The sequence below is a fragment of the Butyricicoccus sp. OF10-2 genome (genome assembly GCF_003481925.1).
In the GTDB taxonomy this organism is placed as follows: domain Bacteria; phylum Bacillota; class Clostridia; order Oscillospirales; family Butyricicoccaceae; genus Agathobaculum; species Agathobaculum butyriciproducens.
This window is the reverse complement of sequence record NZ_QUMC01000016.1, coordinates 18,874-34,036: the sequence shown is the minus strand read 5'-3', so window position 1 is coordinate 34,036 and position 15,163 is coordinate 18,874. Positions and strand designations below refer to the sequence as shown.

General features: G+C 53.3%; 12 protein-coding genes and 4 pseudogenes. 5 read left to right on the top strand and 11 right to left on the bottom strand.

Annotated features, from left to right (window positions below; translation table 11 throughout):
• Positions 1–74 precede the first annotated feature (74 nt).
• From DXB00_RS09475 to DXB00_RS09450, 7 genes and pseudogenes are all read right to left on the bottom strand, one after another.
• Entirely contained in the window at positions 75–704 is a 630-nt protein-coding gene (locus tag DXB00_RS09475; RefSeq protein WP_118361405.1) for a hypothetical protein, read from the bottom strand.
• Positions 701–1,551 (bottom strand): annotated as a pseudogene (locus tag DXB00_RS09470) (metal ABC transporter permease). The gene DXB00_RS09475 and the pseudogene DXB00_RS09470 overlap by 4 nt, the downstream one beginning before the upstream one ends.
• Positions 1,548–2,261 (bottom strand): metal ABC transporter ATP-binding protein, encoded by a 714-nt coding sequence (locus tag DXB00_RS09465; protein ID WP_118361407.1) that lies wholly within the window; start codon positions 2,259–2,261, stop codon positions 1,548–1,550. The pseudogene DXB00_RS09470 and the gene DXB00_RS09465 overlap by 4 nt, the downstream one beginning before the upstream one ends.
• A gap of 12 nt (positions 2,262–2,273) precedes the next feature.
• Positions 2,274–3,416 carry a metal ABC transporter solute-binding protein, Zn/Mn family gene (locus DXB00_RS09460; protein WP_442861368.1) on the bottom strand — a complete coding sequence of 381 codons (1,143 nt, stop codon included), beginning with the start codon at positions 3,414–3,416 and terminating at the stop codon, positions 2,274–2,276.
• Positions 3,411–3,775: pseudogene (locus tag DXB00_RS18180) on the bottom strand (metal ABC transporter substrate-binding protein); the annotation flags it as partial. The pseudogene DXB00_RS18180 and the gene DXB00_RS09460, both read right to left, overlap by 6 nt.
• Positions 3,776–3,937: 162 nt before the next feature.
• Positions 3,938–4,234 (bottom strand): hypothetical protein, encoded by a 297-nt coding sequence (locus DXB00_RS09455; RefSeq protein ID WP_118730223.1) that lies wholly within the window; start codon positions 4,232–4,234, stop codon positions 3,938–3,940.
• 22 nt (positions 4,235–4,256) lie between these two features.
• Positions 4,257–4,652, bottom strand: coding sequence for a Fur family transcriptional regulator (locus DXB00_RS09450; protein WP_118730222.1), 396 nt, complete (start codon positions 4,650–4,652; stop codon positions 4,257–4,259).
• A gap of 291 nt (positions 4,653–4,943) precedes the next feature.
• Between DXB00_RS09450 and DXB00_RS09440 the strand changes: the two are divergent.
• The 3 genes and pseudogenes from DXB00_RS09440 to DXB00_RS09430 form a co-directional block, all read left to right on the top strand.
• A pseudogene (locus tag DXB00_RS09440) lies at positions 4,944–5,207 on the top strand (tyrosine-type recombinase/integrase); the annotation flags it as partial.
• A 596-nt stretch (positions 5,208–5,803) separates the two neighbouring features.
• Positions 5,804–7,009 (top strand): FprA family A-type flavoprotein, encoded by a 1,206-nt coding sequence (locus DXB00_RS09435; RefSeq protein WP_118730221.1) that lies wholly within the window; start codon positions 5,804–5,806, stop codon positions 7,007–7,009.
• A gap of 589 nt (positions 7,010–7,598) precedes the next feature.
• Positions 7,599–8,879 (top strand): glycosyltransferase family 2 protein, encoded by a 1,281-nt coding sequence (locus DXB00_RS09430; protein WP_330425280.1) that lies wholly within the window; start codon positions 7,599–7,601, stop codon positions 8,877–8,879.
• A 482-nt stretch (positions 8,880–9,361) separates the two neighbouring features.
• Here the strand turns inward: DXB00_RS09430 and DXB00_RS09425 are convergent, their stop codons facing one another.
• Both DXB00_RS09425 and DXB00_RS16655 read right to left on the bottom strand, forming a co-directional pair.
• Positions 9,362–9,544 (bottom strand): 3D domain-containing protein, encoded by a 183-nt coding sequence (locus DXB00_RS09425; protein WP_278308867.1) that lies wholly within the window; start codon positions 9,542–9,544, stop codon positions 9,362–9,364.
• A gap of 83 nt (positions 9,545–9,627) precedes the next feature.
• Positions 9,628–10,083, bottom strand: coding sequence for a hypothetical protein (locus DXB00_RS16655; RefSeq protein ID WP_199697274.1), 456 nt, complete (start codon positions 10,081–10,083; stop codon positions 9,628–9,630).
• Between the two features lie 654 nt (positions 10,084–10,737).
• On the opposite strand from DXB00_RS16655, the pseudogene DXB00_RS09415 reads away from it, so the two are divergent.
• Positions 10,738–12,395, top strand: a pseudogene (locus tag DXB00_RS09415) (ribonuclease J).
• Positions 12,396–12,459: 64 nt separating this feature from the next.
• Here DXB00_RS09415 and DXB00_RS09410 read toward each other — a convergent pair.
• Together DXB00_RS09410 and DXB00_RS09405 are read right to left on the bottom strand one after the other, a co-directional pair.
• Complete coding sequence (locus tag DXB00_RS09410; protein WP_116704867.1) at positions 12,460–12,996, bottom strand: hypothetical protein; 537 nt, start codon at positions 12,994–12,996, stop codon at positions 12,460–12,462.
• Between the two features lie 38 nt (positions 12,997–13,034).
• Positions 13,035–14,027 (bottom strand): biotin--[acetyl-CoA-carboxylase] ligase, encoded by a 993-nt coding sequence (locus DXB00_RS09405; RefSeq protein WP_158578378.1) that lies wholly within the window; start codon positions 14,025–14,027, stop codon positions 13,035–13,037.
• A 108-nt stretch (positions 14,028–14,135) separates the two neighbouring features.
• On the opposite strand from DXB00_RS09405, the gene DXB00_RS09400 reads away from it, so the two are divergent.
• The gene (locus DXB00_RS09400) at positions 14,136–14,933 is read left to right on the top strand and encodes a YlmH family RNA-binding protein (RefSeq protein ID WP_158578377.1); all 798 of its coding nucleotides are present in this window, start codon (positions 14,136–14,138) and stop codon (positions 14,931–14,933) included.
• Positions 14,934–15,163 lie beyond the last annotated feature (230 nt).

Here is a 15,163-nt window from a genome sequence, read left to right as displayed (position 1 = left end):
GACAGCTTTCGTCAACCGTTGCGCAGAAATGCGGCTTCGGTGGAAAGCTGCTATTTTTTGCAAGATACGATTTCTTACTTGGTTATCTCTGCATCGACCAGATGGCAGTCCATATATCCGTTTTCTTCGTAGGTCTGGAATGTGCCAACGACCGTGATTTCTGTTCCCAGTTCGGGATAGTCGGCAGGATAGCTATGCTCGCCCGCGAGGACGAATTCCAGCCCCTGCGAGCAGCAGGCAGTCGCGTCCATGATGATGCAGACCGTGTACACCGCGCCGGTGTTCGGATTCCCATAGGCCGCAAACTGCCCATTCATTTGGATGCGCTTTCCGACATACCGATCCGGCTCGTACATCATGTTATAGATCTCGGAGTAGACCATCGTGCTGCTGAGCGTAGTCAGATCGACATCCGGTTCGCCGGAGGCCTGTGCCGGTTCATAGTCCGGAAGCGCTTCGGCGGGCTGCGTCTGCTCCGGTTCCGGAACGGATTTTTTCGGTGCAGTTTTATCCGAAGCAGGCTGCTGCTCCGGAATTGCAGTCGGCGGAGCGGTTGTTTCGCCTATGGCATTCGCCATCTGCTCCTGAACGACCTGCTGGGTCGCGCTGCCCTGCTTCGATTTGGACTGGATCTTCTGATCGCCGCAGGCGCAGAGGGAAACCAGATAAAGCGCGACGGCGAGAATAAACAAAGCCTGTTTCATGTGCGGATACCTCCCAATCGGGATATTCCTGAGAAAATCAGAAATGCAAAAATATCCACAGCCACAATGGTCGAGCCGACCGGCGTTCCAGCTAGGATGGAGATCAGAATGCCCAGTGCGGCGCAGCAGACGGAAAGGACGGCCGCACAGATCGTCACCGCACGGAAGTTTTTGTAGACCCGCATGGCAGACAGCGCCGGGAAAATAACAAGGGCGGATATGAGCAGTGAGCCGACAAGGTTCATTGCCAACACGATCACAACGGCGACCGTTATGGCAATCAGTAAGTTATACAAATCGGCCTTTGTCCCCACAGCCTTTGCAAAGTTTTCATCAAAGGTCACAGCGAAAATTTTGTTGTAGCAAAGAACAAATACCGCCACGACCGCCACCGACAGCACCGCGCACAGCCAGACCTCGCTTTTCGTCAGCATCAGAATAGAGGTCGAGCCGAATAGCGTACTGCACACATCGCCGGACAAGTTAGAGGATGTGGAGAACAAATTCATCAGCAGATAGCCGATAGCAAGTGCCCCCACCGAGATCATGGCGATGGCGGCGTCGCCCTTGATCTTCGTGTTCTGCCCGGTACGCAGAAGCAGCACGGCGCTGATGATTGTAATGACCATGACCAGCGGCATTTCGTTGGTGATTTGTAGCACAGCGGCAACCGCCATGCTCCGAACGCCACATGAGAAAGTCCGTCACCGATGAAGGAAAACCGTTTCAGCACCAGCGTTACGCCCAGCAGAGAGGAACAGAGCGCAATCAGCACGCCGACCACCAGCGCATAGCGGACAAAGGGGTACGCCCAATAGAGGGTCAGTTTTTCCAAGATTGCAGTCATTGTTCATCACCGCCTTTCTCTGCGGCAAATAGCCGCCCTTGCGGGCTTTGGAGATACTCTGCCTTTGTTCCGAAGAAAACGGTGTTGCCAATATGCAGAATATGGCTGGCGTATTTGACTGCGGCGGCAATATCGTGAGAAATCATAATAATGGTGATACCGTCCCGATGGTGCAGTTCGTCGATCAGACGATACATTTCCGCTGTCACTTTGGGATCAAGCCCGGAAACAGGCTCGTCCAAGAGCAGCATTTTTTGTGTGGCGCACAGCGCACGGGCAAGCAATACCCGCTGTTGCTGCCCGCCGGACAACTCTCGATAACATCGCTTTGAGAGCTTATCAATCTGCATTTTCCGAATGTTTTCTTCGGCAAGCTGTTTTTCTTCTTTGTTATAAAAGGGGCGGCTGCCGCAGCGCCCCTGACACCCGGAGAGAACGATCTCTCTCACGGATGCAGGGAAATCCTTTTGTACGACGGTCTGCTGCGGCAGGTAGCCGATCTCATTTTTCCTCAGCCCGTCGCCTGTCAAAATTCTGCCGCTGATGGGCGGCTGCAAGCCAAGGATCGTTTTCATAAGTGTACTCTTACCAGAGCCGTTTTCCCCTACGATGCAGAGGTAGTCGCCTGCAAAGACCTCAAAGCTGAGATCTTGCAGAACGGACTTCCCATCATAGCCGACGCGGAGATTTTGACAAGTGAGCTGAGCCATAGACCTACCTCCTTAACCCAATGCTTCTTTCAGCACGGACAGGTTCTTCTCCATCACGGAGAGGTAGGTCGTACCGTTTGCCACATCTTTAGAAGTGGTGGACTGCATGGAATCCATGGTCAGCACCTTTTGATTTTTCTCAGCGGTGTTCTGGATAATGGTTTCGGAAATTTTATGCTGTGCGCCCTCAATGGTCAGAACGCAGGGCAGTTTCGATTCATCCACCTTCTTAGCAAGGAACGAAACGGTCTCAAAGCTGGCTTCCGTTTCGGCGGAGCAGCCCACAAAAGCGGCATAGTAGCTCAGACCGTAATCGTCCACCAGATAGCGGAACGGGAAACGGTCGCCGAACAGAACGGTCTTATAGGTCGCAGCGTCCACGGCAGCCTGATATTCGCCGTCCAGCGCAGAGAGCTTTTCGATATAGGCAGCGGCGTTGGTAGCGTAGATGTCCTTATTGTCGGGGTCCAGCTCCTGCAAGGACTTGGAAATGGCATTTACAAGAACCTCCGCGTTTTTCAGAGAAAGCCAAACGTGCTCGTCCTTTTCTTCCTCATGCTCGTGGTCTTCGTCCTCGTCGTGGTCATGCCCTTCCATGTGTTCGCAGATCTCTTCGCCGGTCATATCAGCCGGGAAGAAGGTAGGCCAGGAGTTTTCGGGATCGACGATCGCGTCGAAGCTCTCGTTGCTCATCCGGATGTGGAAGTGTTCGGCGGCGGCCGGTTCGATCATGTGGTCATTGAACTCAATGTAGACCGGCGCGCCGGAATCCTTGTCCTCCGCCTCAAAGCGATACATGGCCGCCTTCGTGCCGGTAGACCAGTTCTGAATGTAATAGCCGACATACTTGTAGTTAGAGCCGACCTTCTTGCTATCTTCGTAGGTGAACTCGATGTGGTCACCCTCAATATCAATGTTGGTAATGTCCGTTTTGTAGCCGTTCTGATAGTAGTTCTTGTATTCTTCGGCGGTCATTTCGCCTTTCTCTGCCATCGCTGCAAACGCATCATCCAGCGTTCCGTCCAGCACAAAGGGATAGGCAGACTGCCAGTCGCCCGCCCAATCAGACAGGCTTCTGTCCTGAACCTCGTCATCTTCAAAGGTGGAGACTTCCTTGCTGTGGTCATGGTCGTGATCGTGCTCTGTTTCCTGCATACCCTCGACCACTTCTTCGGTCTTGACGCTGTCGCCAAGGACATCCAGCAGGTTGATGACCTTCATGTTCTTGTTGGTGGCATTTTTCAGAGCATCGTCCACCCAGCCGTCGGACTCGCCGCCCACATAGATGAACAGGTCGCAGTTGGAGATTTTGACAATGTCATCGGCAGTGGCTGATAGCTGTGCAGGTCAACGCCGTTATCAAGCAGCATCGTGACTTCGGTGTTATCGGCTTTGTCACCTAAAATCTCACGCACCCAGTCATATTCGGGGAAAATGGTGGTGACAATGCTCAGTTTGTCGGTTTTGTTGGTATCGTTCTGCTTTCCGCAGCCGGCAAGAGCGCCGACGAGCATCAAAAGCGCAAGCAGCAGCGCAGTTATTTTTTTCATAGGGTTTGTTACCTCCAAATCATGATAAGAACTTAAAAATGGGCGCAAAAATACAAGGGTAACAGCAACGCCGCAAAAGTCTATCCGAAAACAGATAGACTACACCCTTGTAAAAAGTTCTTATTTTTAATTTGAAAGTTTGACCTTGAGAGAAACCAGCGTAAAGGTGCGGGCAACCTCTGTACAGGAGGGAATGATCCGGCACAGAATATATAGAATCGCCGTTACAGTAGCTGCGGCGGAGCCGGCAAGCCCAATGCTTTTGAGCAGGTTTTCGCAGACGTTGATCTGATGGCAGATGGCGCAGTCCACGCCAGTACAGTCATGGTCGGATTCCGCTGCGATATAGGCAAGAGAGGACAGCATAACAAAGGCCAGCACTACGGCCAGCAAGCCCGTCATAAAACGAAATTTCTTTGTCATGGTCTGTCCTCCTTTCCAATCGTTATTTTCCCTTGCAGTCCGAACAAGTTCCATAGAGGATCGTGTCAGTCGTGTCCAACATAAACTGTTCGCTCTGCGCCAAAAGCTTTGCGAGCAAAGCTGCGTTACCAGCTGCCATGTGAAAGGTCTTGCCGCATTTGATACAGCTCATGTGCAGCGCACCTTTGCAGCTTTCGGCATCAAGGTATTGATAGTAGACCTCGCGCGTGCCGCTCTTACTGCTCCGACGCACTTTTTCCTCTGTCTCTAACTGTGCAAGGTTTCGATATACGGCGCTCAGGCTGATTTTTTTATCTGCCAAAGCGTCCGCAATTTGCCGTGCGGACAACAGCTCGTCCGGGTGCTGGCTCAAATAGGCAAGCAGAACCTTTCGCTGCCGCGTGCTGTAGCTATGCAAGTCACCGCACCTCCAATTTGCAGTTCATTCGCAAATATTATAATCCAAGAAAGCAAGAAAGTCAATATGCGAGTTGTTCGCAAATTGCAAGTTTTCAATGAACGCAGCTACCGCGAAAATCAAAACCACTTTTACTGTTGCCCAATATGTTTGACTGCGTATTTTAGGACTACAATTTCTGGATGTTGGAGTTGCCACTTGTCCAGATGCAGGAGATGCTCGGCAAGGCAGGGGTTACCCTTCCCATTCGAGCAAATTCGATATCATTGTAGAATATTTTGTCGAACGAGGAAGCATAGAATAAAGCCAAGGCTTGGTGAGCATCAGCCGAACAATCCCAAACTGGTGTATGCGATGGACTTCTAGGTGACTCCGCACATGCTGCGACACACCTACATCACCAATCTGATTTACAAAGGTGTTGATCCTAAGACGGTGCAGTATCTGGCAGGCCATGAGAACAGCAAAACGACTATGGACATCTATGCGAAAGTCAAGTATAATAAACCTGAGGAATTGAGCAGCGTTGTGAATGCAGCATTCGGGCTGCGTTAAATTGCACCAAAAATTCCCCGATTTCGTGGGTTTACCTATGGGTTTACTGAGAGAGGGAAGCCCGAAAACCCGCATGAATACTGGACTTTTCGGATCAGGATCAGGTGAGTACGGCCTGAAGGCAGCTCGTCGCGCACCGCAGTTCTCCAAGCGCTAATCAATATTTGTGCTTTCGAAGTGCAGAAAACGCAAGTTTTCTGCACTTTTTCTTTTTTTAGACAAAACAATATATATGCAGAATTGCAATGCAAAACATGAGAAACATGTGCTTTTCTCATCAATAAAACCGTGCTGCAATAGAAGTAGACAAAAAAACGAAACGGAGAATGCACATGGCAAAGACAAAACGCTCGATCGATATACTGCACGGACCGATGAACGGCAAACTCCCGGCGAGATTGTCGGCCGGCTGATCAGCCTGTTGTTCATGGTGCTCGGTACCTGCCCGCTGCTGCAATCGATCGAAACCTGTATCCCGTCAAAAACCGGCTGTTTCATCGGTCGTTTTTTGTATGCCGAGACTAACCCTACCACTGGACGAATGCACAAAAATATGCTACAATTCAATATAGATATTTATACGGAGGTGTCGTGCGATGCACAGTACCAGAAAGGTCAAGGATGATCTCATTTATGTTGGCGGCAGCGACCGCCGCCTGAGCCGCTTTGAAAATTTGTTCCCGATCCCCAAGGGGGTATCCTATAACAGCTATGTGCTGCTGGATGAGAAAACCGTGCTGTTTGACACGGCGGACGAGTCCATCAGCCGTCAGTATATCGAAAACGTCGTTCACGCGCTGAACGGCCGTCCGCTGGACTACATGGTCGTTCAGCATATGGAGCCGGATCACTGTGCGATGATCGACGACATGCTGCGCCGCTATCCGGAGGCGAAGATGGTATGCAGTGCCAAGGCGGTCGGCATGTATGCCCAGTTCTACGGAACGGACGTTGCCGCGCGTGCGCTGGTCGTCAAGGAAGGCGACAAGCTGTCCACGGGCGAGCATACCCTGCATTTTGTCATGGCGCCGATGGTGCACTGGCCGGAGGTCATGGTCACCTACGACGAGAAGAACAAGATCCTGTTCTCTGCTGATGCGTTCGGCACGTTCGGTGCACTGGCAGGCAACATTTTTAATGACGAGATTACGTTCGACACGGTCTGGATGAACGATGCCCGCCGCTACTACACTAACATTGTCGGCAAGTACGGCGTACAGGTGCAGGCGCTGCTCAAGAAGGCGGCATCGCTCGATATTGAGATGATCTGCCCGCTGCATGGTCCGATCTGGCGCAAGGATCTCGGCCTGCTGCTGGAGAAGTACCAGAAGTGGAGCACCTACGAGCCGGAGGACAAGACGGTCATGATCGCCTACGCGACCATGTACGGCAACACTGAGAACGCCGCAAACGTGCTCGCAGGTATGCTGGCTGACAAGGGTGTGAAGAATATCGCGATGTACGATGTTTCCGAAACCGACGTTTCCGAGCTGGTAGCCGAGAGCTTCCGGTGCAGCCATCTGGTGCTCGCCGCGCCGACCTACAACAGCGGCATTCAGCCGAAGATGGAGGCATATCTGTCCGACATCAAGGCGCTTAACCTGCAGAACCGCACGGTTGCCGTCATTGACAACGGCACCTGGGCCGCTACTGCGGGCAAGCAGATGATCGGCATGCTCGAGGGCATGAAGAACATGACCATCCTCGAGAACCCGATCTCCATCAAGTCTGCCCTGGCAGAGAACCAGCTCGGCGCACTCGAAGCGCTGGCTGACGAGCTGGCAAAGCAGGTAAACGGTTAAGGCAATACCGCATAATTGAACAAGAGCGATTTGCGAGCAAATTTTGTGTACTAACGAGGCGCGGTTTTGCAGTAATACTTAATGTATTACTGTGAAATCGCAACAAAGTCAGGACACAAAATTTCCGCAAAGCGCCGCAGCTTTAATTGTGCGGTGTTGCCTTAATAATCAAATACCGGCGGCTGTCGCAATGCGGCAGCCGTTTTGCTGTATATGCAGGGGAGAGCGGCGAGAGAAAATGCCCTCCTTTCCTTTATGAAATGTATACGAAATTGATGATGTTATAGAGAAAACCCGGATTTATCCAGGCAAACAGCAGGGAAAAGTGAAAGAGCGTCAGCGGTGCGGAACGAATGCGTCTCTCAGTTCACTGTTTTTTTACGGAAAGACAGGGCAAAGTGGCATGAAAAAAACGCATGAAAGCACAAAAATTTTGTGCGAACAGTGAAAAATTAAAAATTTTGTGAAATCCGGTTAAAAATGTGTTGCATAATGCGTTAATAGTGCTATTATAGTACAAGGGTTGAAACAACCGCCACAATATCTAAAGTATAGAGAAATAAATCAGGAGAAGAAACGAGGAATTTTTATGCTTCGGTTTTTGGAGAGCATGCAGTGGGTGCTGTTCATTTTCTTTACTGCGGCGTATGCGTACCAGATCTTTTACCTTCTGGTTGGCTTGTGGGGCAAGCAGCGCGGCGGTGTAGAAAATGCAGAGCTGCACCGTTACGCGGCGATCATTTCGGCACGCAATGAGTCCGCCGTTATCGGCAGACTGATCCGCACCTTGAAGGAGCAGGATTATCCGTCGGAGCTGCTCGATGTTATTGTTGTTGCAGATAACTGCACGGACAATACCGCTGAGGTAGCGCGCAGTGCCGGTGCGATCGTGTACGAGCGATTTAATAAGGTGCAGGTCGGCAAGGGCTACGCGCTGGATTATCTGTTCAAGCATATTTTTGAGGAGCAGGGTGAGGATGCGTACGATGCGTTTTTCGTATTCGATGCGGACAACATCGTAGATCCGCAGTTCGTCCGTGAGATGAACAAGATGTACGATACCGGCGAGTATTCTGCATTGACCAGCTACCGCAATTCGCAGAACTTCTGCGCGAACTGGATCTCCGCAGGCTATGCACTGTGGTTCCTGCGTGAGTCGCGCTTCCTGAACCGCCCGAGAACCCGTCTGGGCGTCAACTGTGCGGTTTCCGGCACCGGTTTTCTGATTTCGGCTGATGTGCTCCGCGAGGAAGGCGGCTGGAATTATCATCTGCTGACCGAGGATATCGAGTTCTCCATCGCCAGTGCGGTCCGCGGCCGTAAGATCGGCTACTGCGGCAATGCCATCATCTACGATGAGCAGCCGGAGCATTTCCGTCAGTCGTGGGATCAGCGTCTGCGCTGGAGCAAGGGCTTCTATCAGGTGGACGCAAAGTATACCGGCGCACTGCTGCGCGGCTGTACGCGCGGCGGCAAGGCGGGCATGTCCTGCTATGATATGCTGATGACGGTTGCACCGTGCAACCTTGTTACCATCGGCTCGCTGCTGCTGGCCGTACTCCTGTGCGTGACCAGCTTCGCACAGCCGGCATACATTACATACCGCGTTATGCGCATGCTCGGCCGTATTCTGTTGCTGACCGTGCGCGGCATTACGTTCAGCCTGTTTGCCTTCGGCGCGGTGACGATGATCGCCGAGTGGAAGCGCATCGCAGGTCCGGCGTGGAAAAAGGTGCTGTATACCTTTACCTTCCCGTTCTTCATGCTCACCTATGTTCCGATTTCGATCGCCGCTCTGGTCGGCAAGGTCGAGTGGAAGCCGATCCAGCATGGCATCGCCAAGGTGCAGGAGGAGCGCGAGAGCGCGTAATTGAATCAAAACAGCCGCAGGGTGTCTGTGGCTGTTTTTTTACCATTTGCAGATGTGTAATCGCAGGGGAGGCCGGTGGTCTCCCTTGTGCCACCAGACCAACGAGTTGCGCGGCACAGGTATCCTCTGGAGGACTCTCTCTTGTCCTTCGGGCAATTCACCGTTCTCTGATTTTCGCTGTGCTGAATAGGAAGGAGGGAACCTTGGTTCTCTTCTTCTTGTGCCTGCCGGGGAGGCAGGATTCTCTCGCTTCGCAAGCGAAAACCCTAATTTCTGGAATGATAATGAAAACCCGCTCAAACGCCGCACAATCGCTCCTGCAAATTCGGCGTATAGTTTTGAACAGACTCGCCCAAACCATCGTACACGCGATTCTGACGCGAAATACAAAACGAAAACCGAGGACGTACCTGTCCTCGGTCTCCAAACTGTTCAAACTGGCAAAAAAAAAGAGCCGTGCTTTCGCACAGCTCTTCAAAAATTTACTTCAGCAGATATACATTTGCGTACTGCACGCCAAGCTCGTTTGCACGCTCGTGGGTGCTTACTGCAATGTCGATTTTGTTGCCCTTGATCGCTCCGCCGGTGTCCTCAGCGATGAACACGCCGTAGCCCTCGATGAATACGCGGCTGCCGAGCGGAATGACGGACGGGTCAACTGCGATCGTGCGGCCTTCGGTCAGGGTGGTGCCGGTAGCGGTCAGTGCCAGATTGTTGCCGTTGCATTCAACGCACGGATCGTAGAAGGTCAGTTTATAATTGCCAAGCGCAGTGGCATTTGCTTGATGGCATCGCTTGCCAGATACGTTGTGGAGTAAGCTACCGGACGGGCGGTGGCTGCACTTGCGACCAGCTGGTTGTAAGCGGCCTGGGTTGCAGCGGCCTTGATCTCGGCTTCCTTCTTAGCTGCTTCTTCAGCGGCCTTTTTGGCAGCCTCAGCCTTAGCCTTCTTAGCAGCTTCCTCCTGCGCCTTCTTGGCAGCATCCTGCTGTGCCTTGAGTGCGGAAGCCTTTGCCTTCACCATAGCCTGCTGTGCATTGGAGATTTCGGCAGAGGTGAGCACCGTGCCGACAGAATGGTTCAGAGTGGAAGAGAGTACCGCAGTCGGCTGCTCCAGTGCAGCAGCGCCGAAGGTTGCCATCGAGCCTACCGTGAAGGTTGCCGCGAGGAACATGGCAGCATGCTTACGCAGAGAAATAGACATTTGTGTTACGCTCCTAAAAGTCAGGTGAAAACGCAGCGGGAACACTTCCCGCGCCACCGGAAAAACCGATGTTGTTTTCTGGGTTGTTACTGTTTTGTTTACGTTCTGTTTCCGAACTGTAACCAATCATACTGCATCCTCTCCGATTTGTCAAACGGTTTCATAGAATTTTGTGCACATTTAACAGAGTTCGTCGTTGGATTTCGTTAATCTGTATGGCATAATTGGGCGAAAAAACGGTTTTTTACGGTTAGCCGTGTAAAACGCACATCGGCGGCTTTGTTACAAACCGCAGGGACCGAAAGGGAAGTCTGCCCGGTTTGACCGGCCATTATGCAGGACACGCAGAATGGGTAAAACAGCGGGACACTGTGCATAAATAGTATATAGGTAAATTGGCTGTTTCGACGAAGCCGTACAGAGCGCTTTGGTGACTGGCTCTTTACAATTCTGCTGAGCTGTGGTATATTAAAAATAAGTGTTTGCAGTCCGTGCGGGAATGCGCTGTGCCATTTGCAGCGAAAACGGGCCGCATCCTTCACATGTGGATAAAGACAGACGGGATCGCATGGTCTGCCTTTTCAGAAAAGCGGAAACGACATCCGCGTACATATAATAAACAACAATCAGATAAAGGAAAGTGATAATACTATTATGAAGGAAAAACTGAAGATCATACCGCTCGGCGGTCTGAACGAGATCGGTAAGAACATGACGGTGATCGAGTACGGCAATGACATCGTAGTTATCGACTGCGGCGTTGCCTTTCCGGATGACGACATGCTGGGTGTTGACCTGGTCATTCCGGATACAACGTACCTCAAGCGCAACCTGAACAAGCTGCGCGGCTATGTGATCACCCACGGACATGAGGACCATATCGGCGCTATTCCGTATGTTCTGCGCGAGTGCAACGCACCGATCTACGCGACCCGACTGACCTGCGGCATCATCGAGACCAAGCTGTCCGAGCACAAGATGCCCCAGAAGGTCAAGATGAACCGCGTGCGCGCCGGTGATACGATTAAACTCGGCTGTTTCAAGATCGAGTTTATCCACACCAACCACTCCATTGCGGATTCGGTTGCGCTGGCGATCACCACGCCGCTGGGCACCATTCTGCACACGGGCGACTTCAAGATCGACCTGACGCCGGTTTCCGGTGAGATGATCGACCTTGTCCGCATCGGTGAGCTGGGCAAGAAGGGACTGCTTGCGCTGATGAGCGACTCGACCAACGTCGAGCGTCCGGCTACACGCCGAGTGAGAAGATCGTCGGCAAATCGCTTGAGAAATTTATCATGGAGAGCGACCAGCGCATCATCATTGCAACGTTCGCGTCCAATGTATCGCGTCTGCAGCAGATTCTCGACATTGCCGCCAAGGCAGGACGCAAGGTAGCTGTCTGCGGCCGAAGCATGGAGAAGATCTCCAAGGTTTCGATGGAGCTGGGTTATCTGAAGGATTCCGGCAAGGTCATGATCGACATTTCCGAGATCAAGCGCTACGCGCGCAGCCAGCTGATCATCGTATCCACCGGCTCTCAGGGTGAGACCATGTCCGCGCTGTACCGTATGGCGTACGGCAGCCACAAGCAGGTGGAGGTCAATTCCGGCGACCGTATCCTGATCGCAGCGTCTGCTATCCCGGGCAACGAGAAGTCGATCAACAACATGGTCAACGAGCTGTACAAGCAGGGCGCTGAGGTTATTTACGACCGTTCGGCAGCCATCCATGTTTCCGGCCATGCCTGCCAGGAGGATCTTAAGCTGATGCTCGGTCTGTGCAAGCCGAAGTACTTCATTCCCGTACACGGCGAGTACCGCATGCTCGTGCAGCATGCCGGTCTGGCACGCGAGATGGGTGTCAACCCGAAGAACATTCTCGTCAGTGAGATCGGCCGTCCGATCGAGATCAGCGAAAATTCGGCTCGTCTGGGCAATTCCGTGCCGGCCGGCCGTCTGCTGGTAGACGGTCTGGGCATCGGTGATGTCGGCACTGCCGTTCTGCGTGACCGCAAGCATCTGTCCGAGGACGGTCTGCTGGTTATCGTAGTAACCGTGGACGCAACGACCGGCGTTGTCATTGCGGGTCCGGATATCGTATCGCGCGGTTTCGTTTACGTCAAGGAAGCCGAGGCTCTCATGGAGGAGCTGCGTACCATTTCGCAGATGGCGCTCGACCGCTGCTCGGTAGAGAATCTGCGTGACTGGAACAGCCTGAAATCCGCCATCAAGGGCGATGTCAGTGATTACCTGTTCAAGAAGACCAAGCGCAGTCCGATGGTCCTGCCGATCATCATGGAAATCTAAATGTAAGCCAGATAAGAAAAGACACCGATTTTTTTCGGTGTCTTTTTTCATATAAGCCCTGTAATTAACCTTTATACATGCCGATCTTGCACAGCTCTTTGATCATATCCGGCACGGTCTGACCGGCGATCTCGAGGCGCTCTGCGGCGCCGGGCTTTTCTTCGGAGAACGTATCCCATGCTGTGACAAGATGTCCGGTCGGCTCCATGCCGTACTTTTTCAGCAGGGGAACGAAACGCTTTGCGGTCTCGCTGTAAATGGACAGAACCTTGTACTTCTGTACGAAAAGCTCCTCCTCGGTGGTCAGAGAACCAATGGCGAATGCCGAAAGCCCGTCCTGATACAGCAGCTCGCCGTAGCCGTCTAAAATCATGGTCAGCTGCTTTTTTGTCATGCCGTCCAGATACCAGACCTCATCGCTTTCTGCATCCGGATGGATGGCGAGGAACAGCGGCTCGTCCAGCTCGGCGTAGAACGAATGAACAAAGTCGCTCAGCTTCTCAAAGCTGAGGTTTGCGGTGATGGTGTTGCCGTCCAGCTCGTACTGCTCGGACAGCTTTTCGGGGAACGGAACGGTCACGCCTGCAGCGGTTTGAAACATAGAAATATCTCCTTATATATAATGTATAAAAATGCGGTTTACAGTCGAATGCTGATCTCGCCCGAGGACAGGGCATTCACCTGTCCGTCCGCGGTTTTGACCAGCAGATGTGCATCCTCGTCCAGTCCGACGCACTCGGCTTCGTAGCGGCCTGCCGGACTGCTGACCGTTACCGGACGGTTAATGCAGCACAGCCGTTCGCGGTACTGCTCGAGCAGCTCGGGTTCCTTGCCCTGCTCGAGCAGCATGTACACATCCTCGAAGTGGTTGAGGACAGCGGCGGCCAGTTCGGCTCTGCGGGGCGGCTTGCCGAAGTCACTGATGGCACCCGCGACCGCCTGTACTTCCTCGGGCCACGCCGGATTGGGCTGCAGATTGATGCCGATGCCGACCACAAGCGAGCTTACCGTGCCGGTTTCACCCTCGATCGTCGCTTCCGTGAGGATGCCGCACAGCTTGCGTCCGTTCATCAGCACATCGTTCACCCATTTGATTTGCGGCGTGAAGCCAGCTGTCTGCTCAATGGCGCGCACGACCGCGATCGCCGCCGAAATGGTAACGAACGACAGGTGCGACAGCGGCAGTGTCGGATGCAGCAGAATGGTCATGTACACGCCGGTGTCGGCAGGGGAGACGAACGTGCGTCCGAGCCGTCCACGCCCGCCGGTCTGCTCCTCGGCAAACAGCGTGAAGCCGTGCTTTCTGCTGAGATACTGCTCCTTCATCGTTGTGTTGGACGAGGTGAGCGACGGCTCGACCAGGATTTCGCGTCCGATGACCGCGGTATCGAGCAGTGCGTCAATGCCTGCGGCGGTCAGGCTGTCGTCATCCGAGGCCAAGCGATAGCCTTCTCCGGTCACGGCGTCAATGGCAAGGCCGCTCTCGCGCAGTGCGGCGATCGCCTTGTGCACCGCCGCACGAGATACGCCAAGCTGCTCGGCGAGCCGTCCGCCGGAAAGGCGGGTGCCTCGTGCCTGTTCGAGTGCCTGCAAAACGGCGTCCTTCACGGTCAATTTGATCATCTCCATCATTAAAATGCTAATCTCTATTGTAAACGAAAAAAGAAGATAGTACAATACTATCATGCAAAACAATGGGCGGCATAACGGAAAATCCATGCCGCAATGGAGGAAAATACCTTGAAGACCAAGCAAGAGATACTGACCGCGCTTGCACACAGCGGCGACGATAAGCTGCTGCTGGCAGGACTGCTTGACAAGGAGCAGACGTGTGAGCAGCGCGGTTATCTGACCCATACCAAGTTCCTCGACCTCAAGCAGCGGGCGCTGTGCACGGATGCGGTGCGCCTTGCCGGAGGGACCGGTCATGCACTGTTCTGGGGCGGCTATGAGGACGCGGAACGCGGGATCTATCTGTTTTATCCGGATTACATGGATGCCGAGAGCGCGAAGATGTCCGCGCCGCTGGCGCTGCTGCGCGCCCGCAAGCGCAGGGAGGACACGCTCACGCACCGCGACTACCTCGGTTCGCTGATGGGACTGCAGATCGACCGTTCGGTGGTCGGTGACATTCTCGTGCACGAGGAAGGCGCAGACATCATCGTGCTCGAGGACATGGCGGAGTTCATCCTCATGCACTTCGCCAAAGCGGGCCGCAAGCAGCTTTCGCTGACGCGCGAGGATCTCAGTGACCTGAAGCACGCGGCAGTCGAGGAAAAACGGGGGACCGGTTCGGTGGCGTCGCCGCGTCTGGACAGTGTAGCCGCTCTGATTTTTGGCCTGCCGCGCAAGGACGCACAGGCGCGGATCGAGAAGGGCCTGGTGTTCGTCAACAACGCGCCCTGCATGAAGCCGGAGCACCAGATTACAGAAGGCGACCGTCTGACTGTGCGCGGCGTCGGCCGTGCGCGCGTGGAGGCGTTCGGCGGTACAAGCCGTAAAGGACGAATTTTTCTCGAATATGTCCGCAATGCGTAAACATTGGCAGAATGTGTCCGGCAAAGCCTGTTGTCAAGCGGGTTTGTCTATGTTATACTTTAGGCAATACCAAACGATTAAAGCTGCGGCGCTTTACGGAAATTTTGTGTCCTGATGTCGTTGTGATTTTTTGCAATACCTCGTATTGCTGCAAAACCACGCCTAATCAGTACGCAAAATTTGCTCGTAAATCGCTCTTGTTCAATCATTTGGTATTGCCTGTAACCCAC

Coding starts and splice junctions, on each gene's coding strand:
- DXB00_RS09475 (WP_118361405.1), bottom strand. CDS start 704: ATGAAACAGGCTTTGTTTATTCTCGCCGTCGCGCTTTATCTGGTTTCC.
- DXB00_RS09465 (WP_118361407.1), bottom strand. CDS start 2,261: ATGGCTCAGCTCACTTGTCAAAATCTCCGCGTCGGCTATGATGGGAAG.
- DXB00_RS09460 (WP_442861368.1), bottom strand. CDS start 3,416: ATGCAGGAAACAGAGCACGATCACGACCATGACCACAGCAAGGAAGTC.
- DXB00_RS09455 (WP_118730223.1), bottom strand. CDS start 4,234: ATGACAAAGAAATTTCGTTTTATGACGGGCTTGCTGGCCGTAGTGCTG.
- DXB00_RS09435 (WP_118730221.1), top strand. CDS start 5,804: ATGCACAGTACCAGAAAGGTCAAGGATGATCTCATTTATGTTGGCGGC.
- DXB00_RS09430 (WP_330425280.1), top strand. CDS start 7,599: ATGCTTCGGTTTTTGGAGAGCATGCAGTGGGTGCTGTTCATTTTCTTT.
- DXB00_RS16655 (WP_199697274.1), bottom strand. CDS start 10,083: ATGTCTATTTCTCTGCGTAAGCATGCTGCCATGTTCCTCGCGGCAACC.
- DXB00_RS09410 (WP_116704867.1), bottom strand. CDS start 12,996: ATGTTTCAAACCGCTGCAGGCGTGACCGTTCCGTTCCCCGAAAAGCTG.
- DXB00_RS09405 (WP_158578378.1), bottom strand. CDS start 14,027: ATGATGGAGATGATCAAATTGACCGTGAAGGACGCCGTTTTGCAGGCA.